The 25,010-nt window shown below is 51.2% G+C and carries 21 protein-coding genes; 14 read left to right on the forward strand and 7 right to left on the reverse strand.

Annotated elements, in window-relative coordinates; genetic code table 11:
• The first annotated feature begins 267 nt into the window (after positions 1-267).
• The 3 genes from gmd (at position 268) to BM231_RS11735 (ending at position 2,781) form a co-directional block, all read left to right on the forward strand.
• Positions 268-1,329 (forward strand): GDP-mannose 4,6-dehydratase, encoded by a 1,062-nt coding sequence (gmd, locus tag BM231_RS11725; protein WP_093519736.1) that lies wholly within the window; start codon positions 268-270, stop codon positions 1,327-1,329.
• Positions 1,322-2,290 carry a GDP-L-fucose synthase gene (gene fcl / locus BM231_RS11730; RefSeq protein ID WP_093519549.1) on the forward strand — a complete coding sequence of 323 codons (969 nt, stop codon included), beginning with the start codon at positions 1,322-1,324 and terminating at the stop codon, positions 2,288-2,290. The genes gmd and fcl overlap by 8 nt, the downstream gene beginning before the upstream one ends.
• 146 nt (positions 2,291-2,436) lie before the next feature.
• Positions 2,437-2,781: a RidA family protein gene (locus tag BM231_RS11735; RefSeq protein WP_063287656.1), complete on the forward strand. Its 345-nt coding sequence runs from the start codon at positions 2,437-2,439 to the stop codon at positions 2,779-2,781.
• Between the two features lie 755 nt (positions 2,782-3,536).
• Here the strand turns inward: BM231_RS11735 and BM231_RS11740 are convergent.
• On the reverse strand, positions 3,537-5,060 hold the full coding sequence (locus BM231_RS11740) for an acyl CoA:acetate/3-ketoacid CoA transferase (protein ID WP_093519551.1): 1,524 nt from the start codon (positions 5,058-5,060) through the stop codon (positions 3,537-3,539).
• 228 nt (positions 5,061-5,288) lie between these two features.
• On the opposite strand from BM231_RS11740, the gene BM231_RS11745 reads away from it, so the two are divergent.
• From BM231_RS11745 to BM231_RS11780, 8 genes are all read left to right on the forward strand, one after another.
• The gene (locus tag BM231_RS11745; RefSeq protein ID WP_208860291.1) at positions 5,289-5,951 is read left to right on the forward strand and encodes a YrbL family protein; all 663 of its coding nucleotides are present in this window, start codon (positions 5,289-5,291) and stop codon (positions 5,949-5,951) included.
• 237 nt (positions 5,952-6,188) lie between these two features.
• Positions 6,189-7,478, forward strand: a complete 1,290-nt coding sequence (locus tag BM231_RS11750; protein WP_093519553.1) for an MFS transporter — start codon at positions 6,189-6,191, stop codon at positions 7,476-7,478.
• Between the two features lie 114 nt (positions 7,479-7,592).
• Positions 7,593-8,750 (forward strand): iron-containing alcohol dehydrogenase, encoded by a 1,158-nt coding sequence (locus BM231_RS11755; RefSeq protein ID WP_093519555.1) that lies wholly within the window; start codon positions 7,593-7,595, stop codon positions 8,748-8,750.
• Between the two features lie 28 nt (positions 8,751-8,778).
• Positions 8,779-9,237, forward strand: a complete 459-nt coding sequence (locus BM231_RS11760) for an acyl-CoA thioesterase (protein ID WP_093519557.1) — start codon at positions 8,779-8,781, stop codon at positions 9,235-9,237.
• Between the two features lie 228 nt (positions 9,238-9,465).
• Positions 9,466-11,862, forward strand: coding sequence for a methyl-accepting chemotaxis protein (locus BM231_RS11765; RefSeq protein ID WP_208860292.1), 2,397 nt, complete (start codon positions 9,466-9,468; stop codon positions 11,860-11,862).
• A gap of 366 nt (positions 11,863-12,228) precedes the next feature.
• Entirely contained in the window at positions 12,229-12,753 is a 525-nt protein-coding gene (locus BM231_RS11770) for a PAS domain-containing protein (protein WP_057462945.1), read from the forward strand.
• Positions 12,731-14,056 carry a methyl-accepting chemotaxis protein gene (locus BM231_RS11775; protein ID WP_208860293.1) on the forward strand — a complete coding sequence of 442 codons (1,326 nt, stop codon included), beginning with the start codon at positions 12,731-12,733 and terminating at the stop codon, positions 14,054-14,056. Before BM231_RS11770 ends, BM231_RS11775 begins: the two co-directional genes overlap by 23 nt.
• Positions 14,057-14,164: 108 nt before the next feature.
• Positions 14,165-15,184 (forward strand): alpha/beta hydrolase family protein, encoded by a 1,020-nt coding sequence (locus BM231_RS11780; protein WP_093519742.1) that lies wholly within the window; start codon positions 14,165-14,167, stop codon positions 15,182-15,184.
• Between the two features lie 34 nt (positions 15,185-15,218).
• Here BM231_RS11780 and BM231_RS11785 read toward each other — a convergent pair whose 3' ends face one another.
• Positions 15,219-16,838, reverse strand: coding sequence for an alkaline phosphatase family protein (locus BM231_RS11785; protein ID WP_093519559.1), 1,620 nt, complete (start codon positions 16,836-16,838; stop codon positions 15,219-15,221).
• Between the two features lie 181 nt (positions 16,839-17,019).
• Between BM231_RS11785 and BM231_RS11790 the strand changes: the two genes are divergently transcribed.
• On the forward strand, positions 17,020-17,919 hold the full coding sequence (locus tag BM231_RS11790) for an alpha/beta hydrolase family protein (RefSeq protein ID WP_093519561.1): 900 nt from the start codon (positions 17,020-17,022) through the stop codon (positions 17,917-17,919).
• A 159-nt stretch (positions 17,920-18,078) separates the two neighbouring features.
• Here the strand turns inward: BM231_RS11790 and BM231_RS11795 are convergent, their stop codons facing one another.
• Both BM231_RS11795 and BM231_RS11800 read right to left on the reverse strand, forming a co-directional pair.
• Positions 18,079-18,540, reverse strand: a complete 462-nt coding sequence (locus BM231_RS11795; protein ID WP_208860294.1) for an SRPBCC family protein — start codon at positions 18,538-18,540, stop codon at positions 18,079-18,081.
• Positions 18,524-18,874 carry an ArsR/SmtB family transcription factor gene (locus tag BM231_RS11800; protein ID WP_093519565.1) on the reverse strand — a complete coding sequence of 117 codons (351 nt, stop codon included), beginning with the start codon at positions 18,872-18,874 and terminating at the stop codon, positions 18,524-18,526. Before BM231_RS11800 ends, BM231_RS11795 begins: the two co-directional genes overlap by 17 nt.
• 416 nt (positions 18,875-19,290) lie before the next feature.
• Here BM231_RS11800 and BM231_RS11805 point away from each other — a divergent pair, with 416 nt between their 5' ends.
• On the forward strand, positions 19,291-20,181 hold the full coding sequence (locus BM231_RS11805; protein WP_063310540.1) for a DMT family transporter: 891 nt from the start codon (positions 19,291-19,293) through the stop codon (positions 20,179-20,181).
• 83 nt (positions 20,182-20,264) lie between these two features.
• Positions 20,265-20,999 (forward strand): MBL fold metallo-hydrolase, encoded by a 735-nt coding sequence (locus tag BM231_RS11810; protein WP_093519567.1) that lies wholly within the window; start codon positions 20,265-20,267, stop codon positions 20,997-20,999.
• Here the strand turns inward: BM231_RS11810 and BM231_RS11815 are convergent.
• The 3 genes from BM231_RS11815 to BM231_RS11825 all read right to left on the reverse strand — a co-directional run bounded on the left by BM231_RS11815 (position 20,996) and on the right by BM231_RS11825 (position 24,971).
• Complete coding sequence (locus BM231_RS11815; RefSeq protein ID WP_093519569.1) at positions 20,996-22,684, reverse strand: putative bifunctional diguanylate cyclase/phosphodiesterase; 1,689 nt, start codon at positions 22,682-22,684, stop codon at positions 20,996-20,998. The two genes, BM231_RS11810 and BM231_RS11815, sit on opposite strands and share 4 nt — an antisense overlap.
• Positions 22,685-23,118: 434 nt before the next feature.
• Positions 23,119-24,189, reverse strand: coding sequence for a Gfo/Idh/MocA family protein (locus tag BM231_RS11820; RefSeq protein WP_093519571.1), 1,071 nt, complete (start codon positions 24,187-24,189; stop codon positions 23,119-23,121).
• Entirely contained in the window at positions 24,189-24,971 is a 783-nt protein-coding gene (locus tag BM231_RS11825) for a ThuA domain-containing protein (protein WP_093519573.1), read from the reverse strand. The genes BM231_RS11820 and BM231_RS11825 overlap by 1 nt, the downstream gene beginning before the upstream one ends.
• Positions 24,972-25,010: the final 39 nt, after the last annotated feature.

The raw sequence follows: 25,010 nt of genomic DNA on the forward strand, positions 1-25,010 counted from the left end.
ATTGGCGGCACCAATGGGTTTTCAGGTTCGGGATACCTCCCAAGGCGTTTGGGAGGGCGAGCTTGATACACGCTGCTTCGCGGTATTGCCAGTGAATTTTGACGGGACTTGGATATCTTTGTGGGTGAACATCAAAACCCGTTTAAAAACATATGGCTGCAGAAACACCCAAAGAATACAGGGGTGTGTTTTCAGAATTGCGACAACAACCAATCTGCTTCTAGGTTCATGCTCTGTTTCCCTCAAATTTTTGAGCGTGCCATGGCCTTGCAGAAAACCGCTTTGATAACAGGTGTTACCGGACAGGATGGAGCGTATCTCAGCCGCTTTTTGCTGGATAGGGGATATGTGGTGCACGGCGTCAAACGCCGTTCTTCCAGCTTCAATACAGGCCGGATAGAGGGAATCTATCAGGATCCCCATGAGGATGAGGCCAGTTTCATCCTGCACTACGGGGATTTAACGGATGCCACCAACCTCATCCGCATCATGCAAGAGGTGCAGCCCGATGAGGTTTATAACCTTGGGGCGCAATCGCATGTGAAGGTTAGTTTTGAAACGCCCGAGTACACCGCCAACAGCGATGCTTTGGGGGCTTTGCGATTGCTGGAGGCGATCCGCATCCTTGGCCTGGAGCCGAAAACGCGGTTTTATCAGGCTTCAACCTCGGAACTCTACGGTTTGGTGCAGGAAGTTCCACAAAGCGAGACCACACCGTTTTACCCGCGCTCTCCTTATGCCGCGGCCAAGCTTTATGCCTACTGGATTGCGGTCAACTACCGGGAAGCCTACGGAATCCATGCAAGCAATGGTATTTTGTTCAATCATGAAAGCCCGCTGCGTGGTGAGACGTTTGTAACTCGTAAGATCACCCGTGCCGCCGCCGCAATCAGTCTGGGGCTGCAAGACAAACTCTACTTGGGTAACATCGATGCGACCCGGGATTGGGGACATGCGCGGGATTTTGTTGAAGGCATGTGGTCCATGCTGCAGCAGGATGTGCCAGATGATTATGTGCTGGCAACCGGCACCATGACATCAGTGCGCAAGTTTGCAGAACTGGCGTTTTCAAAATGCGGCATCACACTGGAATGGCAGGGGAGTGGGGTTGATGAGAAGGGGATCTGCTCGGTAAGTGGCCGCACTCTTGTTGAGATTGATCCACGCTACTTCCGCCCAGCAGAGGTGAACGAGCTCCTTGGTGATGCGAGCAAAGCGCGGGATAAACTCGGTTGGGAGGCGAAAACATCCCTCGAAACACTGATTGAGGAGATGGTGCAGGCAGACTTGCTGGAGGTGAAAGACGGTAGGATGCTCGAAGATGCCTGATCTCCAACCTGTTGACTTTGATCTGACTGGAAAAACGGTTTTCGTGGCCGGGCACAAGGGCATGGTTGGCCGTGCCCTCATGAAAAGGTTGGCGCGTGAGAAGTGCACTCTTTTGACTGCGGACCGGAGCCAAGTAGACCTCACCATGCAAGCAGAAACCCTAGCATTTTTGCAGGAAGCGAAGCCTGAGGTCGTGATTGTTGCTGCTGCCAAGGTGGGGGGCATTTGGGCAAACAATGAGTATCCTGCCGAGTTTCTTTATGAAAACTTGGCGATTGAAACCAACCTCATTCGTGGTGCCTTCGCAGCTGGCGTGCAAAAGCTCCTGTTTTTGGGGTCATCCTGTATCTATCCAAAACACGCCCCGCAGCCGATAGAGGAGGGGGCATTGCTCTCTGGCCCTCTGGAAGCCACCAACGAATGGTATGCCATTGCTAAAATTGCCGGCATAAAATTGTGTCAGGCCTTCAGGCGGCAATATGATTGTGACTTCATTTCTGCCATGCCAACCAACTTGTATGGGCCGGGTGACAACTTTGATCTGACAAGCAGCCACGTTTTGCCTGCCCTTATGCGCAAAGTGCACGAAGCGAAGATAAGCGGAGCTGTATCCTTTGAGATTTGGGGAACGGGTGCTCCGCGCAGAGAGTTTTTACACTGCGATGATTGCGCGGATGCTCTGGTGCATTTACTCAAGACTTACTCTGCAGAAGAACACATCAATGTTGGCTTTGGTGCGGACATTTCAATTCTGGAACTTGCGCAACGGCTCTCCAAGGTTTTGGGTTATCAAGGTGCCATTACACAGGACACCTCCAAACCAGATGGAACTGCGAGAAAGCTAATGAGCTCAGCCCGTTTGCAGCGGTTGGGGTGGGAGCCATCCATCTCGCTGGATAAAGGAATTCGCCAAACCTATCAGTGGTTTTTGGAAAACGGGGTGCAGAAAGAGCTGGTTTAACGCAGCTTTCTCGAAAACACTTGGACACCCGCAAATGTCACAGTGAAATTAGAAGCAGTTTCAGTCATGGTATCTCGCTGAGATTGGGCGTTGGAGCGGATGTTGATCTCTGCATCCTTCTGCCCCTAAACCAAAGGGATAGCACCATGATTGAACGCATGCACACCAAGCAGCGTATGAGCAAGATCGTCAAGCACAACGGCACCGTTTATCTGTGTGGTCAGGTTGGCGTGCGCGGTGAAAGCATCAAAGAACAGACCGCAGAATGCCTGCGCCGTGTTGATGAACTGCTTGTTGAAGCAGGGTCCAGCCGCGAGCAGATTCTGCAAGCCATCGTCTGGCTCTCTGACATGCGCGACTTTGCTGAGATGAACGAAGTCTGGGATGCATGGGTGCCAGAAGGGCATGCGCCCGCACGTGCATGTGGTGAAGCCCGTCTTGCTTCTCAGGAGTTGTTGGTGGAAGTCATCGTAACAGCGGCTTACGATTAAGACAGACAGGTGTTTGGAGCTGTTTTGCTTGGTTTTATTCAACCAAGGGGCACAGTTCCACTCCTATGACTTCGCGAGTGCGCGCCTTGCTCATGTGCAGGGTGCGCTCTTAGGAGTAAAGCTGAGAGGCGCTTGTCCTCGCCATTTGCGAACCATGGCAAATGTTAAAGTGAGCACGGCTTAGTGGATGACCACCACTACGTGATTAGAAGGCAAGCAGTCGTACTCTTTGCGTAAAAGCGGTCAGTTATCAGCCAAAACTTATTCCCCTTTCCAAAATCTCTCGTACTCTGAATTTATGCCTACGTAACGGGCTGCTGGCGGACCGTCCGTCAGTTTGTCGTAGGCTGGGTGGGGCTTCTGAGAGAAGTAACGTATCTTTCAGTGGTCCGGTGGAACCGATTTTCAAACGTGACCGCATGGTTTGAGAGGAAGGACCCAAGTCTGAAGGGCATCACGCGGTGGCACGAACCTGTCAGAGTGGTTGCGTGTCAGGGATGAAGGAACTGTTTTAGTAAGGAAACTTGCTGGAATAAGCCATTGTCCTTCCAGGAAACTGGCTATCGTGTCTTTCAGGATAAGAGGCGATGTTGTCCATAACAAAATGCCCGGGCAAGGCGACAGCCAATGCCGAAGAAACTAACTACACCAAATAGCGCAGGTATTGCCTGCTCGCCTTGCTCCTCCCGTCTCTCGGGAATTTAAGCTCCACCACTGCCGGCAAAGCCGTGCGGTGCTCTTTGTGTTTGCGGCAATCACAATGCGTTGAAAATGTGCTCCGGCATTTTACGTTGCACGTCCACTTTGCAGGCAAACCCCATATGCGCCAGCACATCCCGCTTGGGTTTGATGCCGGGGGCAACCTCAGTCAGCACCAGCCCGTTAGGCCCCAGCTGGAAGACGGCGCGCTCGGTCACATAAAGCACTTCCTGCCCGTTGGTTTTGGCATTCAAGGCATTGAAGGTGATGTGGTCGGTTTGCTCTACAAACTTTGTGTGGGTGCCATTGCGCGTCACTTTGAGTTTGTCTTTGCGGTACTCAACCTGCGAGTCTGCCCCCGTTAACAAACCGCAAAACACCAGCTTTCTGGCATTCTGTGAGATATCGATGAAGCTGCCTGCCCCAACGATTTTGCCATTCACTTTGGAGAGGTTCACATTCCCATGCCGATCCACTTCACTCATGCCTAGAAAAGCAATGTCCAGTCCGCCGCCGCTATAAAAGTCAAACTGATCCAGTGAAGAAAGCAGTGCTTCAGACCCCAGAACCGCGCCATAAAGAGAATCTCCCAAAAACTGGCCGTTGTGATGCCCATGTTCGCAGGAGAGCCAGATCCTCTCGGCCAGCTGCTTGCGCTGCTCGGTAAAGCGAAGGCCAGCAGGAACGCCAAAGCCGATATTCACGGCCGCGTTCTCGATCAGCTCCTCCGCCGCCCGGCGAGCAATCACCTTGCGGGCAACTTCGCTGGGTTCGTTTTGAACTCTGGCATGGGAGGGTTTTATATCCCCGCTGAGAGCCGGGCTGTAAGGCGTGTCATAGGCAATAGTCTGGCCGGGGGCCTCAACAATTGCATCCAGAAAAACGCCCGGAACCGCAACAGAGCGGGCAGGTAGGCTCCCGGTTTGCACCACGTTTCTCACCTGCGCAAAACAATGACCGCCACTGTTATGCGCAGCCGTCGCCAAGCTGAGACAATCAAGGGTGACAGCTTCTTCATTAAGGCTGAGATTGCCTTTCGTGTCTGCTACAGACCCACAGATCAAGGCAAGGTCGATTTTGAATGGGCGGTACCGAAGATACTCCTGACTATGCAGGTGAACCAATTCCACAAGCTCATGCTTGCAAGACTTGCTGCATTTGCCCCCGCCATGTCTGGGATCAACAAACGTCCCCAGTCCGGTGCGGGTGAAGAGGCCGGGACGCCCTGCGCCAATCTCGCGGATCAACTGCTGAATAACTCCGGCTGGCAGGCAATAGGCCTCCAGCTTGTCTTGAGAGATCAGTTTCTGGAGGGAACGAGTGAGAACGAAGTGAGATGTAATAATGCCGCGCAGCATTCCCTTATGCGCAAACCGGTTCAGCCCCCGCTTGTCGCCATCTCCGATGGAGAGCGAGTTGATGATGAAAAGGTTTTGGGGATGCCCCGTTGAAAGAAACCGCTGCTCGATGGCCTCCAGCAAAGCTTCCGGCGTTGCAAGGCCCCGGCCACAACCGCCAATGACGATGGTATCGCCATCTTCCACAAAGGCCGCAATTTCACGCGCACTGCAGATCTGCATCCTGCTGGTTCCCGGAGTTCGTGTCCGTTTTGTCTTTGCACCGATTATCCCTCAAACCCTGAAAAGTCCGGTTAAGGCACATGCAGATGAAATTAAGGCCTTTAGAAGCAATGCTTTAAGCATGTGTGGCAAGAAAGATGCTTTTCAAACTATTATAATTTGTTATGTAAGTGGCTCAAATTTACAAAAAAGACTGGCTTAAAGTTGACTGTGTTTCAGGAAGATCAAGTGTTTCAGGTGGGAGAATTTATTCGTGGGGGCGGATTCCGTGACACCTATGAATGTGCGTCTGACCCAACGAAGCTCCTGAAGTTTGACCGGTATGAGGCTGGCGAGCGCAAAGTCAAAAGCCGTGGGTTTTTGAAAGACCTGTTTCGGTCGGTGCGTGCGAAATTAGGTTACAAGAAACAGCGTTTAAGCGGCAATCAGGATGAGTTGCTGGGGTGGCAGCACATTCAGGATGTTGGTTTGGAAGACCACCAGTCTTTCGCGAAAGTCTACGGGATTGTGGAGACGGATCGCGGACCTGCTTTGCTGACCGAGAAGATCGACAACTTTTGGCACCCGGAAATCCGAAGTATCCGGGATTACATCAGTCGCCATGGCCGGGTTGAGGACAAAGAACTTATTCGCGCTTTGATTGATTACTTTAAAATCTTACGTCAGAACCACGTTTCCTGTTTTGCTGACAGACCAGAAAACATGGGCATTGTTCTCGATACTGCAGGCAATAAGTACATCAAGAGTTTTGACGTAAAGCCGTACCTGAACCATCAATTGCTGCCTCTTCATAAGATTGACTATCTTAACAAGAAGCGGATAAGGCGGCGGTTAGATCGCCACCTCGATATTTTAAGTGGCGATAGTTCCAGTGACGGCCACAAGATTTGATCTAGCTAAGCTGAGTGGCTTGTTTTGTTAAACTAGCCACTGATTGAGAAAGGCTCGCCTCATTTCTCACCTACAGTTCATTTGCTTGCTGTATTTCGGCCAATTTTCTTCACCTATACGCGCCTTGTATCTGGGTTGGCTTCAGTTAAGCTGACGGGATTGCAAATTTGGTGAGCGCGATATTTTGTGCGCTGATTTTTCTGGTGTTATCAATCAAATGAAATTGGGGCGGGCTTCGTGGCGCAGAGTGAGGCAGTAAATACTTCCGTGTTGGCATTGTTTAAGCTGAGCGCGTTTCGTCGATTTTTTGGTGTTCTTGTTCCGGCAGCATTCGCGGACTGGATCGATTTCATCGCTATCATGGTGCTTGTTAGTTACAGCTGGGAAATGGGCGCGACCGAGGTTGCCAGTGTCATCATGGCAGCGACTTTGCCCCGTGTGATCTTCGGCCTGCCAGCCGGTGTTCTGGTTGACCGGATTGGGGCTGGCCCTGTGCTGATCGCCGGTTTGCTTCTCCGAGCCGGGTTGATGGTTGGCATGTTCTTTTTTGCCACCAGTCTTTCGCTTCTTATTGCTTTTGTGTTTTTTAAAGCCGCTGTTTCAGCTGCCTTTATGCCCGCGCAGCAATTGGCACTGAAGAAGATTGTGCCGTCGAACATGCTGACGCAGGCTGTCAGCGTGGACCATTTCGTCATTCAGTCTACCAAGGTTTTTGCACCGGTTTTGGGTGGTGCTTTGCTTGCGATCTGGAGCCCACATAATGTCTTCCTGCTTGGCGGTGCCAGCTTTGCAGTGGCCTCTCTAATTTCTCTGAGTCTGTTAGGCGTGCTGAAAAAGGACGCAGAAGATGAGACCGAAGAAGCCTCTGAGAAAAGCAGCGTGCTGAACGATGCCAAGGTTGGGCTGGCCTATCTCTGGAAAACACCGCGTCTCATGCTCGGCATGGCGCTCATCTGCCTCTTTATATTCAGCGTCTTTCTTTATGAGGCTGTCCTGTTGTTGCTCATTAAAGAAACCGGTCAGCCAGAGAGTGCTGCTGGACCAATCCTAGGTTCGATTGGTGTTGGCGGGCTTATCGGAACTTATCTGACGGCCAAGATCGGCGATCGTATCAACTTGCATTTGCTGATGGTGATTGGCTCCTTCTTCGGAGGCGCTCTTACCATGGTGGCGGGTTGGATGCCGTTTAGTCCGGTGCCTTGGGGGATGCAGGAGCAGATGGTTCTCTGGTTTATTGGGGGGGCATTTACCAGCTTTATCACGGTGCCCTTTGGAGCAATCATTGTTAAGCAAACGCCTGAGTATTTGCTGGGACGGATCTCATCGGTTGGTGAAATGCTGCAATCTGGTTTGACGCTGATTGCGATCCCGATCGGTGCATTTCTGGCAGAGCAGTGGTTTGTATCCATGCCCTTCTTTGTGGGTGGTGCTATCATGTGTGTGGGAGCAGTGTTTGGGTTATTTGCTGCGCTCAACCTTGGGAAGGCGCCTGATGCGGAGCCTGTGATTTCAGAGGAAGCTGTCTAAGCATTCCATCAGTTGTTACGACTTTAATTGCGCTCGACCTTGCTTGATGGGTGAGGCATTCTCGCTGCATTGCTCAAATCTGCCACCTGTGCTGAGCAATGAGGGGGAAATGAAATGACAGGCTTTGTATTTAACACGTCAGCCAGCGTTGTATGTGAGCCCGGTGCGGTTCAGAAGCTGGATGAGCTCACGCTGGAGACCGTCGGCAAACGCGTTTTTCTGGTGAGCGACAAGGGATTAATGAAGGCAGGTCTTGTTGAACCTGTGATCGCTCAGCTGGAAGCCGCTGGAATTGACGTCACGTTGTTTGATGATGTTGTTGCCGACCCGCCAGAGGCCATCGTGCTGCAAGCCGTTGATATCGCTAAAGCAGCCAGTGTGGATGGTGTTATTGGTTTGGGCGGCGGGTCCTCGCTGGATGTCGCTAAGCTTGTTGCATTGCTTGTTGGGGGAGGCGAGCAGCTTGCTGATATCTACGGTGTTGGAATGGCGCAGGGCAAAAGGCTGCCGTTGATCCTTATCCCGACAACCGCTGGAACAGGGTCTGAAGTGACGCCAATATCCATCATCACGACGGGTGAGGCTGAGAAGAAAGGCGTTGTGTCTCCATCCCTTTTGCCTGATGTGGCGGTGCTGGATGCGGATCTCACGGTTGGGCTGCCACCACATGTCACGGCTGCAACTGGCATTGACGCGATGGTGCATGCAATTGAGGCCTACACGTCGACATCTGCAAACAACAACCCGGTGTCCAAAGTACTGGCACAAGAAGCCCTGCGGTTGCTTGGAGCGAACATCGAAAAGGCCGTGAACACGCCGCAGGATAAAGAGGCGCGTTCCAACATGCTGCTTGGTTCCATGTTGGCGGGGCAGGCGTTTGCCAACTCTCCGGTGGCGGCTGTTCATGCGCTGGCTTATCCGATTGGTGGCATCTTCCATGTACCGCACGGAGTTTCCAATGCGTTGGTTTTGCCGCACGTGATGCGGTTCAACTTGCCAACCTGTGCGCAGGCTTATGCTGAGTTAGCTCCGTTGGTGTTCCCGGAGCTCGCAGAGATTCCGGCCGATAGTCGAGGCGGCGTGTTTGCGGACCGGTTGGCGGAGCTTTCGAAAGTTCTGGGCGTTGAAACAACGCTTCGTGAAGTGGGCATTGGTGAGCAAGACGTTGTGAAGCTGGCCAGTGAAGCGATGAAGCAAACGCGGTTGCTGGTGAATAATCCACGTGAGGTGGACGAGGATAGCGCCTTGAAGATCTACCAGCAGGCTCTTTGAGAACGGATTGAAGCGGAGACCATAGACGATGAGCAAACCCAAAAAACCGGCTGCACACACTCGCGCGCAATACACGTTCTTCAGTAATGTTCAGACCCGTTGGGAAGACAATGATGTTTATGGGCACATCAACAATGCGGTCTACTACAGTTACTTTGATAGTGCTGTGAACGCCTATCTCATTGAGAACGATGCTCTCAACATTCATGAGGGGGAGGAGATCGGGCTGGTTGTGGAATCTGGCTGCCAGTACTTCTCTGAGATCGCCTACCCGGACAAGATCGATATTGGGCTGCGTGTCGGGCACGTGGGCAACAGCTCTGTGCGATACGAACTGGCTTTATTTGCACAAGATGCTGAGACTGCTGCGGCACAAGGATTTTTTACGCATGTGTACGTAGATCGTGCGACACGCAGGCCGCAAACGCTCTCCGGCAATCTGCGTACTGCACTTGAAGCGCTTCTACTACAGGTTGCTGATTCTTAATTGTTAAAAATGTAATGATTAATTGCACTTATAATAAATAGATGATGAGCGCATAAAACGATAAAACTTTCAGAAATTACTCAATTAATGCCTTAAATACCCACGGGTTAACCACTGGTTGAGATTTACAAGCTTAGGATGCCGCCAAGTCATGGGCAATGACTTCTATTCGGGAGAAATCGGGTCATGAGGCGGGTCCTCCAGCTATTTACGAATTTGCAGCTGTCGATGAAAATCGGTGGTGGCTTCATTATTGTACTCTTGCTTTCCGCTGCAGCTGGTGGGATCGGAATCTTTTCTATCTCTCAGCTCACCAAGCAAACAGAGATGACAAATGCAACCATGCGTTTAATGCAGGGCCTGCATGATACGACATCAGCGCGCGAAACTTATCTGCGCAGCTTGAGCAAGTATGATGCAACCGCCGCGGCTGATGAGCTGAACCTGCTGGGTGCAGATTTGGAAGCTCTTCATGAGCAGGTTGTTGCAGATGGCAAAGATGGCACTGCCTTTGAAGAGACCCACGAAAATGTGCGGGCTCTGAAAGGCCTGTTCAGCCGCGTTCGCATGTCGACCGATATTCAGGAATCACAAGTTGCCAAGATGATGTCTGCTGTTGTCAATCTTCAGATGATTGGCAAAAAGGTTCAGGCTGACATCTCAAAGATTGCGGCCTCGGCGACTGAGCAGGACAAGCTGGCCAAAGAGCAGTTGAAAGAAGCTGACAAAGCGGGCCGTCTTGTTGCGACTATTCAGAGCCAGGCTCTGAACATGCGCTACTTCTTCGTGAAGGCGACTACAAGCTCTGAAGAAGGCGCACTGCGCAAAACGTTGCTCAGCGCTGCGAAAGCGCGCCGTGAGATCAAGAAACTGCAGAAAATCCAGCTGTCACATCTGGATGCAAAGGTTCTTCAAAGTCTGGCGGGTGTCTCAGATACGCTGGTTGATAAACTGAAAGCCCTGCGCGACTCTACGGATTTCTCCGAGATGTATTCGCTGCGCCAAGACATCACTGCAAGCATTGACGTGCTCGGCGAAACGGCTCAGCTGGTCATCGGCTTTACTTATCGCTCTATTGATGATGCGAACAGGAAGCAGGCTGAAGCGGTTGATCGTAAGCAGCAGGTTGATGCAGCACTGGCCTCAGTTTCCAACATCACACGCCAGACACTGGCTGTGAGCTCGTCTTCTCTTTCCTTCCTGCGCGCAGGTTCTGGTGTGAAGTCTGAGGAAGTCTCCAAGGAGATTGATCAGCTCGGTGCAGCAGGCCGCGAGTTTAAAACGGGTGTGAAAGACATCGAAGGCGGCGTGAAGGCCTCTAAAGATGCCATCAAAGAAATCGCTGCGATCCGGTCTGGTTTCGGCTCAATGGCAAATGGTAAGAAAGAACTTGCCAGCCTTGTGACGAAGCTCACTGAGCAGTCTGAAACCGTTCAGGGCCAGATCATTGATATTGCGGCATCTGAAGCTGAGAATGCGAGCGCGGCTGGTGATCTAGCAACCAACCTGATTGCGACAACCGTTGCTGTTGGTCTTGCACTTGGTGCGTTGATTGCATTGGGTCTGTCTCTTGCCATCACTCGTCCGACTAAGCGTCTGACTGGTATCATGGAGCGCCTGGCAAATGGCGATACTGATGTTGAGATTGCTGGCGTAAAGCGTAAAGACGAAATTGGCGATATGAGCCGCACGGTTCAGGTCTTCCGCGACAACGCACTGGAACGTGCACGTTTACGCGAAGAGCAGGCGCATGTTGCTGAAAAGGATGCGGAGAAGCAGCGCGAAGTTGAGCAGCTGATCACTGACTTCCGAAACACCGCCGCCAACCTGCTGACCTCCGTGAATGACAGCATGGGTGAGATGGGTGAGACAGCCAGCGTGATGGCTGACCTTGCTCGCGGTACCTCTGATCAGACAGAGCGGGCAGCGGCCTCTTCAACTGATGCTGCAAACAACGTGCAGATGGTTTCTGCCGCAGCTGAAGAGCTGAGCAGCTCCATTGAGGAAATTGCACGTCAGGTGAGTGCAACAACCTCCGTTGTTGCCAAAGCAACTGAGAGTGCGCATGTTTCCAATGACCGCATCAATGAGCTGGCCGATGCCACAGTCAAGATTGGTGAAGTTGTCGGGCTGATCCAGGCGATTGCCGAGCAGACCAACTTGCTGGCTCTGAATGCGACGATTGAAGCAGCGCGTGCTGGGGAAGCTGGTAAGGGATTCGCAGTCGTTGCGGCTGAGGTGAAGGAACTTGCCAACCAGACGTCCAAAGCTACAGAGGAAATCAGCTCCCAGATTTCTGCGATTCAGAACTCTACAACAGATGCTGTATCCTCCATCGAGGGCATCTCGCATACAATGGATGAGGTTACCGCATTTACCTCTGCAATTGCGACGGCTGTTGAGCAGCAGGGGGCTGCGACAACTGAGATTAGCCGCAACGTGCAGGAAGCTGCTGTTGGAACATCCAGCGTAAACGAGAATATGACGTTGGTCTCTGATGCAGTGAGTGAAACCAATACCGCGTCCTCACGTGTGCTGACAGCCTCTACAGAGGTGACTGAAAGTACGCGCGCGCTTGGCAGAGAAGTTGATGACTTCCTGACTGCGGTCGCGAAAGTCGGCTAACACACTCAAAATTTTAAAAATTGAGAGGCAGCTTAGATATTCTAAGCTGCCTTTTATTTTGTTCTGATTAAGCAAGATGATTTCAGTTAAACATTTCTAGGAGAAATAGTATTTTAGAGTTGTAATAATTCGAATTTATAGAATTACACGTAAGTATTTTGTCTTTGTTGTGCCGCAAAGATAAATACAAAACTCTGATATATATGTATAGAATAACATATGCATGCTGAATATACTATAGAATGACTTGGTGAATTAATAATAATCGTTTTTTAAATTAACTGCTCGTCAATTTATGAAATACATATTCTGTCTGCTTGAATTTTATTCACTTAAGTAACGAAATAGAAAAACATAGAGGCAGCTATGTCGCCGGGTGCACATCTGTCCGATACTGAAAAAACATTCAGTGAGGCAGACATCATTGTTAGCAAGACTGACTTAAAGGGCCGCATTACGTACTGTAATGAGATCTTTTGCGAGATTGCCGGATACTCCTATAAAGAGCTAATAGGTCAGCCACACAGCATTATTCGTCATCCAGACATGCCTCGGTGCGTCTTTGAACTTCTTTGGAAGCGGATTGCGGACGGACATGAGGTCTTTGCGTATGTAAAGAACCTTTGCCGGGGCGGTGAGTTCTATTGGGTGTTCGCCCATGTCACTCCCACCTTCGACAATGCAGGAAAGATCATCGGATATCATTCAACACGCAGAGTGCCAGAACGAAAGATCCTCAATGACGCGATCATCCCGTTCTACCAGCAGCTCATTGAGATGGAGCAGGCTCCGAAGAGCCGGAAAGACGGGCAACACAACAGCTCTGAATTTTTGGCGAACTACCTCTCCGATAATCGGGTGACCTATGATGAATTTATCCTCACTCTCTAAGAGTGTCTTCCTAAGTTGCCTGACGGCTGCAACCTGCATTGCTATTACGCTTCTGGGCATGGGAGGGGAGAGCAGTCTGCTTTCAATCCTCTCTGGTCTGGCAGGCATCGCAGCGGTGCTCTCTCTGTTTTACGTGCTCAAAGTACGGCGCGTGCTGAAACACGTGACTGAGGTCGCAACCTCTCAAGCATGCGGTGATTTGGAGGCTCGCACTCTTGTAGGAATGGATCATGGAGAGTTGAAGGACCTTCTTGCGAGTGTGAACTACTCCACCGACAAGACGGATTCCTTTATTCGCGAAATGGTGGCGTCCACCCACGCTTTGTCTGCGAACAAGTATTACCGCCGCGTTGTCACGCGCGGACTACAAGGCTCGTTTCTGGTCTATGCAACTCAGGTGAACGAGGCGATCGCAAAGGTGCAAAACCGGATCTGCGATTTTTCTGGTCAAACTGATGCCTTTGAACAGTTGACCCGAAATGCGACAGATCTGCTTTCCAGCTCTGGCCAGAACATGAGCGACAACGCGCAGCAGATGGAACAGTCGGCAGACCTGACCCTTCAACGCGCATCTGCAGTGACTGTGGCCTCTGAGGAAACATCCGCAAACGTGCAAACAGTATCTGCTGCTGTTGAGGAGCTTTCTGCCTCTGCCGCCGAGATCGGTAATCAGGTGAAGTTTACCGCTGATGTTACCAGAACTGCAGTTCAGGAAGTTGAAGCTGGCGAAACCAAGATCAGCAGCTTGAGCGCCGCCGCCGAAACCATCGGCGATGTTGTGGAACTCATCAGCTCCATTGCAGAACAGACTCACTTGCTGGCACTCAATGCGACGATTGAAGCTGCGCGGGCAGGGGAAACCGGCAAAGGATTTGCTGTCGTGGCAGGTGAGGTAAAGGATCTGGCAGGCCAGACCTCTGATGCGATCGGTCAAATCTCTGGCCAGATTGAGGCCATCCAGTCAGCCACCGCGGAAACAGTTGTCTCGTTTAAGCAGGTTGCAGAATCCATTTCCAAGATTGAGAGCGTCACGGATTCAATTTCGCTCTCCGCAAGACAGCAAGCCGAAGCGACCACTGAGATCGCCCAGAACATTGCCGAGGCTTATTCTGGTACCCGGCTTGTGGCCAGTAATGTGGCAGATGTTTCGACCTATGCGAATGAAACGGAAAATGCTGCCGAGAACGTTATTGGATCTGCGGTTGAGATGAACCAACAGATTGCGTCGCTGTCTTCCGCTGTGACCGAGTACATCTCTGAACTGCGCGAGGGCCCGCTGAGCAACAGTGAGATGCGCACTTAATACCCCTTTGTCCTGAAACACGATATGGGAGACCTAATTCGTGTTTCAGGACGCTCTCAAGGGCTGAGCTTCATACCAAGTGGCTATCTCAACTTTAAGGATAGCGACATGAAAACTCTGGTTCTTGGAACTCTCTTGGCAATGACCTGCACGGCTGCTTTGGCAGAGCAGCAGATTGCGGGATATGACCGCCTCACCGTACCGGCTTCTCATCGCAGCTCTGCTGTTGCGGCATCTGTCTGGTATCCGATCGAAACACCAACCTACCGTAATGTGATTGGTGACAATGCGGTCTTTAAGGGAACCTCCGCCTATATCGGTGCGGCGATCAAAGACGGCAAGCATCCACTTATTGTGCTCTCGCATGGTTCTGGTGGTAACATGGATGGGCTTTCATGGCTGTCATCAGGATTGGCACTGAAAGGTGCAATGGTCCTTGCAGTCAACCACCCGGGCAGCACCTCTGGCGATTCCTCTCCTCGCCGGTCCATGCGCTTGAACGAGCGGGCGCAGGATTTGACAGCCGCACTGGATGAGCTTCTGAATGATCCGGCTTTTGCGGTCTATATTGATGAAGACCGTATCACTTCTCTGGGGTTCTCTTTGGGAGGGGCGACTGCATTGAATTTGGCTGGCTTGCGGTTCGGTGGAGAGCGTTACAACGAGTACTGCAACGGCCTTGGCAAGGGACAAGCGGACTGTGTCTTTCTCTCCAAGGGTGGCGTTGATTTTGCCAGGATGCCCTCTGGCTTTTCAAAAGGTGCCCGCGACAATCGTGTCTCAGCGGTTATCGCTGTCGACCCCGGCTTCACATATGGCATTGCTGAGCAGAGCCTCGCGGACGTTTCACAGCCCGTTCTGCTGCTGAACATTGGTGAAGAGAACCTCTGGAAAGCTGCTGATGTCGGAGAAGAGGGAAGTAACTTGGTGGGGAAGTTGGAAAACGCCTCACACGCTGTCGTCAAACCCGGACACCACTTCACATTTCTGGCGGAATGCAAGCCGGAAGGTCCTGCCGTGCTGGCAGCTGAAAAAGATGATCCGGTATGTGATGATCCTGAAGGAACCAATCGAGCACAGATACATGCCGATATTCTCGAAGAGATCGCACGCTTTTTGAAGCTGTAAACGGAGAGAGCTGTGAAGCTCCCTCTCTATGCAATCAGAGGAGGCCTTGCTCGCGCCTGGCCTCTTCCAGTTCCTCCTCATCAGTATAGCCGATGAGAATACCCGCCTGAAGCTCCTTACCTGCGTTCGCCATGATTTGCTCGTCTGTCATCGTAATACGGGTGTGGTGCTTCCGATACCAGGCAAACAACGCCTCGCTCATACGCTCTCGTTCTGCAGCGAATGAGGGATTAGCGCCAAGGTCATTCAACTCTTGTGGGTCTTCTTCAAGATCAAAGAGCATGGGGCGGAAACCTTCTGCATGGATGAACTTCCAGCGTTTGTCCATGATCATCGCAAGGCGGCAATCTGCAACCGGCAGTCCAAGGTCCATCCGCGCATTGCGCATGGAATAGTCGTATTCACTAATCGCAAACTCACGCCACTGAACAGGCTCGATAGCTTCTAGCAAAGGTAGGAGTGAGCGGCCTTCCAACACGTTCGGTTTTGGAGTGCCACCACAGAACTCGACAAATGTCGGAGCCAGATCGATTGCTTCGACCAGCTCATCGCTGACAGTACCTCGAGTGGTATCAGCCTCTGCTCTTGGATCAACAACGATCAGCGGAATTTTGACGGATGGTTCGTGGAAGAGCTCCTTCTCGCCCATCCAATGATCCCCCAAGTAATCCCCATGGTCGGAGGTGAACACTATCATGGTGGTGTCTGTCAGGCCCTTTTCGTCGAGAAATGCCATGAGCTTACCGATTTCATCGTCGATCTGTTTGATCAGGCCCATGTAAGCAGGAATGACTTTGGCTCGCGTTTCATCATTGGAGAACGCCTTGGAAACGCGCTCACCCATAAAGGCTTCAAACACAGGATGAGGATTTTGCTTCTCGTCATCTGAGCGAACGACGGGCAGAACATCATCTGCTCCATACATGTCATGGTAGGGGGCAGGGACGATATAGGGCCAATGAGGTTTGATGAGAGAAAGATGCACACACCATGGCTCATCACCGGCAACGGCAACAAAGTCCTTAAACCGCTGAATCATGTAGGGAGTTTCGGCATGTTCAGCCTGAACCCGGGCCGGTTTGTCAGCATGTCCCAGCAACCAGCCTGAGAGGATTTCTCCATCATCGCTTTCAGCGGAGTTCGCCCATTGCTCCCATTGGTTGGGGCCGTGGTATCCTTTGGCTTGGAGGTAACTGTCGTAGTGCGGATTGGGAGAGTAGGGCCCGTCAGGGTGAAGACCGTCATCTCGCTCAAACACTTCAAACCCGCATTCAGCAACGCGGGCACCAATAAAGCTTTCCGGAGAAATACCGAGGCGGGCCATGCCGTCAGAGTCAGCACGCATATGGGTCTTACCGACCAACACGTTGCGAACGCCGATGTCTTGCAAATGATCCCCGAGTGTCGGCTCTCCGACACGAAGCGGAATGCCATTCCATGTGCTTCCATGGGACCGCACATAACGCCCTGTATAGAAACTCATCCGAGACGGGCCACAAATAGGAGATTGAACATAAGCGCGGTTAAACCGAACGCCCCGTTCCGCAAGCTTGTCGATATGTGGAGTGTGCAGATGCGGGTGACCGTAACAGCTCAGATAATCAAACCGTAATTGATCACACATGATCCAGAGCACATTGCGCCCGTTAGACATCTCAAACACCTCCCCCGTTTGCTGTGGTCATACTCCCTTATTTGTCGCGGGATTAGCAAGAGGAACCCCGTGTTTTACCTGACCTAAATGGCGTTGAGATTTTCAATCATTGCTGAGCAAATTTTGCTGGTTATACTATTGCGTGTTTTTTGATTTAATGATTTTGGGGGAGATTGTTGAAATGTATTTGGCGAAGAAATTTATCGCATCAAGTGTTGGGATGCTTGGCTTAATCAACTTGTCTATGATGCAAACCGCAGGTGCTGAAGAACGTGTTGTTTCCATTCCTGTCGATAACCAGAGTGTGGTCGGTACCTTGGAGACTGCAGCACAAGAAAACGCACCACTCGCAATTTTGCTGCATGGTTTCACCGGAACGCGTGACGAGCTGCCGGTGAAGGAAACAGAAGAAGGTGTCTTCTCCCGCATGGCACGCTTGCTGGCCGAAAGCGGTGTTTCATCGCTGCGTATTGATTTTCGAGGCTCAGGCGAAAGTGATGGAGAGTGGGAGGATACAACATTCTCCGGGCAGATTAAGGATGCCGTCACAACCATTGACTGGATACGTGCCCAAGAGCAATTCAAAGGCACCAAGATTGCGTTGATTGGATGGAGCCAGGGTGGACTTGTTGCCAGCCATGCAGCTGCTGCACGACCAGATGTCGACACTGTTGTATTGATGGCGCCAGCGACCAATCCGTTGGTGACTTTTACCGGACTCTTCGGGATGGACTTGGTGAACAAAGCCATGGCTGCTGATCCCGAGACGCCGATCACTGGAAGCTTGCCATGGGGTGTCGAGACCACACTGAAAGCTAAGTTCTATCAAGAGATGCCTGTCACCAGTCCATTGGCAGCAGTGGCGCACTACGACGGGCCATTACTTGTGATGATGGGTCTTAAGGATGCCCTGATCACACCACAGCCAGCAATTGGTGAGGCGTGGATGGCTTATCATGATGGTGAAGAAAAACTCATCGTGCTCGATACTGATCATGTTTGGAGTGCGTTTGAAGGTCCGCAGATGATTGATGAACACGTCGTTCCGGCTATCTTAGAATGGTTTGACGCGCAGCTTTAAAGCAGAACTCGGTCAGCCGCTTACAATAGGCAGCTGACCGCCACTGAAGAACTTTCAGTATAATTTTGCCGGTGTTCCGCTAAGTTTTGCGCTGTAATGCTTCCTTACGCATTGATTTTCGTGAGCCAGATGACAGCAGACGTGGTCTGGGACGGTTTCTTAAGCTTCGACGAAACGTTGCAGGTCGTTGAAGCTGCTGCTCCAACCTTGGTCGTGGTTTTTGGTCTGCTCGGGGTCGGCGAATACTCTTTGTACCATGGTCATCCGGGTGCCATTCTCGATAGCTTCGAAGGTCACCTCAACGTCAGTCTCGTGCCCGCGGACGCCGTCATTGGTCCAGCCCCATGTGAAGCAAAGCCGACTGGGACGGTCCAGAACCTTGTAGATGCCCGAAACCGTATAAGCTCCGCCTTCCTTGGAGGATGTCATGGTGGTTTTCCATTTGCCACCGGTGCGCACATCCATTTCGCATTCCGGGGTGGCCATGCCTTCAGGGCCCCACCACTGCACGAGCATCTCTGGATTCGTCCAGGCATCAAAGACTTTTTCGGGAGAAGCTTTGAAGTCCCGTGTGATGCGCAGTGTGGTTTCTTCCTGTGTCATGCTATCGGCTACTGTCATTGTCTTCCCCTTGCTGATTGTCGAGTAACGTTTCCAATCGATCGAAACTGGTGTTCCAGAAGGCTCGGTAACGCTCTATCCATTGATGTAGGTCTGCAAAACGTTCTTTCTTCAATGCACACACCCTCCATTGCTTTTCGATGCGTCGTTCGATGAGGCCAGCGCTTTCGAGCAGCTTAAGATGCCGGGATATGGCCGGAGCAGACATCTTGAAGGGTTCAGCCAGTTGTCCGACTGGCAAGTCTCCTTCATTGAGAAGTCGCTCAACAATGGCAAACCTCGTCGGGTCGGCCAAAGCTCCAAAAACTTCCGGAAAGTTGGTTTGTGTATTCATTTCACCATCTCTTTAATTAACCTAATTGTTAAATGAAAAATTGCAGTGCGTCAATCTTTGCTCGTGATTCATTTTTCACGGATTTGCGCGTGGTAGAGAGAGAAAGGGGGCTATGGGAGCTCTTGGCGAAGAAAGTTGCTCACAGGCTGAGTAATTTACAAATATATCTACGCGTCACTCTGGCAATAAATAGTAACAATTAATGCGCAAAAAATAGATCTGCCAAACGCTGTAATTTCTTCAACATTCAGAAGCAGAAACTCATAGAAAACCGAGAGGAACTGCGATAGGTGGCAATCTATTCCTTGGTGTTTAGGCATGAGTTTCAGCACCTTCCCTCAAAATCAAATGATGTGTCACCCGCTGGCCAATTTCCGCGGGCACTACGGCACACTTCCGGAATACGCAGGCCAGTTATGAGTGAGATGGTTTCGCAGGCCCCAGCTCAGGGGAACGTTAAATTTGGCATCCTCTGGATGGTAGCAGCCATGTTTATGTTCGTGATTGTTGACAGTGTAGGCAAGTATTTGTCTCTGTCATATCCAGTGCTGCAGGTGGTCTGGGGGCGGATGTTTTTCCATCTGCTGTTCATGCTGGTCTTCTTGGCGCCTCGCGTAAAAACAATGATCGCCCCCAACAACGGGTCAGTGGTTTATCTGCGTGCAATTCTTGTTTTGGTTATGACAATCGGCTCGGTTGCAGCTGCTCAACTGATCCCCGTCGCAACGCTCCACGCTATTGCGCTGCTCTCTCCTATGATGGTGACGGCCATGTCTGTTCCAATTCTGGGTGAGCAGGTTGGAATGCGGCGTTGGGCTTCCATCCTCGTGGCGTTCATTGGAGCTCTGTTGATTGTGAAGCCGGGTGCTGGTGTTCTTGATCTAGGTGCGCTGATCGCTGTGGCAACAATTGTGGTTTATTCTGCAGGTCATATCGTGGCGCGGTACGCGAGCAAGTTTGATAATCCGTCCACTGTGCTGTTTCATACTGCTCTGCTGGGGGCTGTGGTCACCTCTCTCTTTACGCCATTTTTCTGGCAGGCGCCTGATTTGGAAGGCTGGGCTCTGCTGGCGTTGATTGGGGCGGTTTCTGGTTTTGGGCATTACGCCATTGTGAAGGCGTTTTCCTTTGGGGAGGCTTCAACCATCGCGCCCTTCAGTTACAGCAGCCTCATTTGGGCGATGCTGATTGGCTTGATGTTCTTTGGCGAGTTTCCTGATGGACTGACACTTGTTGGTGCCGCCGTCATTTTTGGATCGGCCATTTATATGTGGCACCGGGAAAAAGTCTTGGGACGAGCTGCATAGATCAACCATCAGCTTCTGCATAATGCTTTGATTGTTAAAACTCTCTGCTTTAAAACTGGGGGATCACTGCGAGGGGGAACATTATGCATGTGAAAATGCTTGGTTGTGGCGATGCGTACGATCCGCAAAAAACGAACTCATCTTTGCTGATCTCAGAAGGTGAGTTCAAGCTGCTCATCGATTGCGGTCCAACTGTGCCCCAGGCATTGTTTGCAAATGGTATGACGGCTGAAGACATCAGCTGCATTTACATCTCGCATTGCCATCCTGACCATTGCCTTGGTTTAACAACGCTGCTCAATTACATGAAGTCGTTCAAGCGTTCGAAGCCGTTGACCATCTTTCGTCAGGCCTCTCAGCATCAGGCTTTGTATCGCCTCATGGAATTTGCATACTGGCCGGAAAGAGACCTCGGCTTTGACCTTCACTGGCAAGATTCTGAGGATTTAGCAGTGGTTGGCCCATGGAATGCAAATACCACCGCAAGCAATCACTCAGTGCCAAACCGCAGCCTGCAGCTGAAGGGGGAAGCTGTAACGCTGTTTTACTCAGGCGATGGCCTGTTGTCTCCAGAAGGTGAACAACTTGCTGCGCAGGCAGATCTCGCCTTTATCGAGTGCGAGTACATGACTGCTGCAAACGGGCATGGGTCTTGGGCAGATGTAAAAGACTTGCCGCGAAAAGCAGGCAGTCGCTGGGTGCTGTACCACATTGATGATGCGTCCAGGCCTGCTGTAGCTGAAGCCATCAAGGATTACTCGGAGTTTTCTCTGGGTGAAGATGGTCGTGAGTTCGAGCTCTCGAAGCTGAAGGCTTAGGCGACTGCCTGAGCCTTTCCAAGCCAGTCAGCTGCAAAGATTTTTGCCGTCAGTGGCTTGGCGAAATGATAGCCTTGTGCATAGCAGCATTTGATATCTTTGAGCAGATCAACTTGCGTCAGGTTCTCTACGCCTTCGGCAATAACCTTCAGGTCGAGCAGGCTGGCCATTGCGGTGATCGCTTCAACAATATCTCGTGTGGCCTGATCTGCTTCCATTTTCTGCACAAAGCTATGGTCAATCTTGAGCTTGTCCAGCTTTTGCGTGCGCAGTTGCCAAAGCGCAGAGTGGCCGGTGCCAAAGTCATCAATAGCGATGATCATGCCTGCATTGGCAAGCGCATCCAGGTTGGCTTGAGTATGGCCTGCTTCATTGATGAATGCGGATTCACTCAGCTCGATCTCATAGATTTCTGGCGGGACTTCAAGGCTCTGCAGTAGAGCGAGGATTTCGACCACGCGATTTGGCTTTGCCAGCTCTCGCTCTGAAAGGTTGATCGCGATGCGGCCCGAAAACTCGAACCCTTCAGCAACCCACCGACGGTATTGGCAGGCTGTTTCGCGGAAGAGCCAGTCTGAGATATCGTCGATCATGTTCTGACATTCGGCAATTGGAATGAACTCAGAAGGCGAGATCGGACCAAGGTCTGGGTCTTCCCAACGCATCAAAGCTTCAACGCCGTAAAGCTTGTCGTTTTTCAACTCTACAATTGGCTGGTATTTGAGGCGCAGGTTGCCTTCCTCAATCGCAGTTGTGAGCTTCTCGGAAATCAGCACCTTGCGTACGACGGCCTCTTCCATCTGGCAGGTATAGAAGCTGAAGCCGAGATTGTTGTATTTGGAATGGTACATGGCAATGTCGGCTTGCTTGAGCATGGTGCCGCTGGAGGCACCTGCCAGCTGGCTTACAGCCACGCCGATACTTGCAGATAAAATTGGAGATTGCTCGCCCAGATCAATTGGGGCGACCATTGCTGTTTCCAGACGATGAACAGTCATTTCCGCTTCTGCGTTGGACGTATCTCGCAGCAGAATAACAAACTCGTCGCCGCCAAGACGGGAGAGCAGGGCATTCTCGGGCAATACGCTCTCAAAGCGCTTTGCAGCTTGCACAAGAAACTGATCGCCGGCGTCATGCCCCAGTGTATCATTGATCTCTTTAAAGCGATCCAGATCCATATAAATGACAGCGCATTGATTTGAACCATCTTTGGTTGTCGCGACAGCTCTTTCCAATTCTTGCAGAAAATGCGCGCGGTTTGGCAGTCCAGTCAGAGCATCCGTGTAAGCGAGCTTGGAAAGTTCCTCTTCGCTTTCCTTTTTGGCCGTGATGTCTTTTTTGATCGCCAGATAGTACTTCTTGTTCGCGTTGCCGCCTTGCCACTCAACCGGAGAAATCTTGGAATGCTCAACGTATTCGGAGCCATCCTTGCGACGGTTTATGAACTCACCTTCCCACGGCTTGCCATCACCCAAAGTGGTCCAGAGATGATCAAAGGTTTCTGGAGGCGTTTTGCCGGAGCGCAGAAAGTCCAGATTACGGCCAACAGCGTGTTCTGCGGAGTATCCGGTTGCTTTTTCAAACTGAGAATTCACATAGACAATTGTACCTTCATGATCTGCAACCATGATGGTTTCAGAACATTGCTCTACTGCAACTGACAGAAGCTCAGGAGGTACAGACACAAGATCCTCGGCTAGACTCGAAATAAAATTGCATGCACTGAATAATTAAACTCAAAGACAATCGCAATGCTTCACTGCAGATAATTAAGGGAAAGATTTAGTTATAATTGTCTTTAATGTTTCGTTTAGGAATAATGAAATCTAAACACCAAAGTATATGTAAGTATTGGTGTGTATTTATATTATAAATTTTATTTATGCATCAGTACTGCTCACCGCACTTTTGCGCAACATCAAGTCTTATAGAGCACTTGGATTGAAATAGAATTTACATTCAACATCGTGTCGATGCCTCTTTGAGAATTTGGAAAAGAATATTTACCACTACATTTATAAATAGAGCTTTAGTTCTAATTATTATTCATATGTTTCACAGAGTATACAAGGGTAGATTGTAGATCAAAAAAGGAGAGCATTTGCTCTCCTTTTGTTGATTATGCGTCCTGCAGCTGCGCAGATATCGGGATATCCCGACGTCCACCAGCCGTGCTGCTTTCAACGGCGAGGTCGAGCACTTGCTGAAGATTCGCTGCATGGCGGAAGGTTGGGTGGCCATTCACACCAGATTGCACGGCTTCCGCAAACTTGCGGTAGTTGTTTGGCGTTGGCGCTAGCTCAATCTGCTCCCATTCGGCCCTCTCAAGGTTTGGACCGGAGCAAACGAACAGTTCACCCAGACCACCTGTGTTGGTGACCTTGATGCCGCCTTTTGTGCCGTGAACCTGAAGATGCAGGTCGTTCATATGGCCAGAGGCAAAACGGCTGGCATGAACAACACCGACTGCGCCTGATGTGGTTTCGGCCATCATGGTGAAGCTGTCATTGGCATCCAGTTTGTACTCTCCAATCTGATTGCCCGGTGCTTTATCAAAGGTCTTCAGGTGACAAGAGATAGACTGGTACGGCGCGCCAATCGCAAACCCGGCAAAGTCGAGAATGTGAATGCCAACGTCTCCCAAAACACCCAGTGACCCGTGCGCTTCAGAAAGGCGCCAAAGCCATTTCTCTTCCTTGTCCCAATGCCCCCATGCAGGCTGTGTCAGCCAACTTTGCAGGTAAGAGGCCTCGAAATGGCGGATTTCCCCAATTTCACCAGCTGCAATCAGTTCATGCGCTTTTTGCAACGCGGACACGTCGCGATAAGACAGGTTGACCATGTTGATCAGGCCGGCCTTTTCGGCTGCAGTCGCCATTTCGTCAGCATCGGCAAAATTGCTTGCCAATGGCTTTTCGCAGAAGACGTGCTTGCCACCTGCCAGAAGCGGCATTGTGGTTGGGTGATGGACAGCATCAGGCGTGACGTTTGTCACTGCATCAAACTCGCCCCACGCAAGAGCGTCTTCCAGTGAGGTGAAGCGTTTAGCGATGTTATGTTCATCGCAGAAGGCAGTCAGGCGTTCTTCATTGCGATCAACACCGCCAACGATCTCAACACCATCAATTTCACCAAATTTGTTGGCATGGCTATTTGCCATGCCTCCGGTTCCTACAATAACGAGACGCATCAACGAAACCCTTCCTCACCTGCTTCATGAAGGCGTGGTCCGCGTTCTTCAATTTTCTCTGGCGCTTCATCTACTGGCACGTTTGGCGCCGCGTTCGGGTCTGCCACACGTGGTTGCGGGTTGTAGGCCCACTTTACGCCGTTGGCGATAACGCGCTGTACGGTTTCGTTGTGGTATGTCGGGTATGTCTCATGGCCTGGGCGGAAATAGAAGATGTTGCCCGCGCCGCGCTTGTAAGTCAGGCCGGAACGGAAGACTTCCCCGCCCTGGAACCAGCTGATGAAGACAGTTTCAAGAGGCTCCGGCACACCAAATGGCTCGCCATACATTTCTTCGTTTTCAAGCTCAAAGCTGTCTGGAATGCCAGCAGTGATTGGGTGGTTGCGGGATGTAACCCAAAGACGTTCACGCTCGCCAGCTTCGCGCCATGTCAGGTTACAAGGTGCACCCATCAGGCGCTTGAACGGTTTTGCAAAGTGCGCAGAGTGCAGGAAGATCATGCCCATGCCAGACCAGACACGTTCACATACACGTTCAACGATTTCGTCGGAAACGTCTCCGTGCGCTGCATGGCCCCACCAGATCAGAACATCTGTGTCTGCAAGACGTTCCTCGGTCAGGCCGTGCTCTGGATCTTGCAAAGTTGCAGAGGTTGCAGAAATTTCTGGATCATTGTTCAAAGCAGCAGCAATGTGATTGTGCATCCCATCAGGATAGATGTCGGCAACAACTTTGTTCTTTTGCTCGTGGACGTTTTCGCCCCAGACAATGGTCTTAATCATTGGCGTATTCCGATAGATGTGGAGTGTCTTGCCTGAGGA

Origin of the sequence: Pseudovibrio ascidiaceicola, assembly GCF_900114245.1 — a bacterium.
In the GTDB taxonomy this organism is placed as follows: Bacteria; Pseudomonadota; Alphaproteobacteria; order Rhizobiales; family Stappiaceae; genus Pseudovibrio; species Pseudovibrio ascidiaceicola.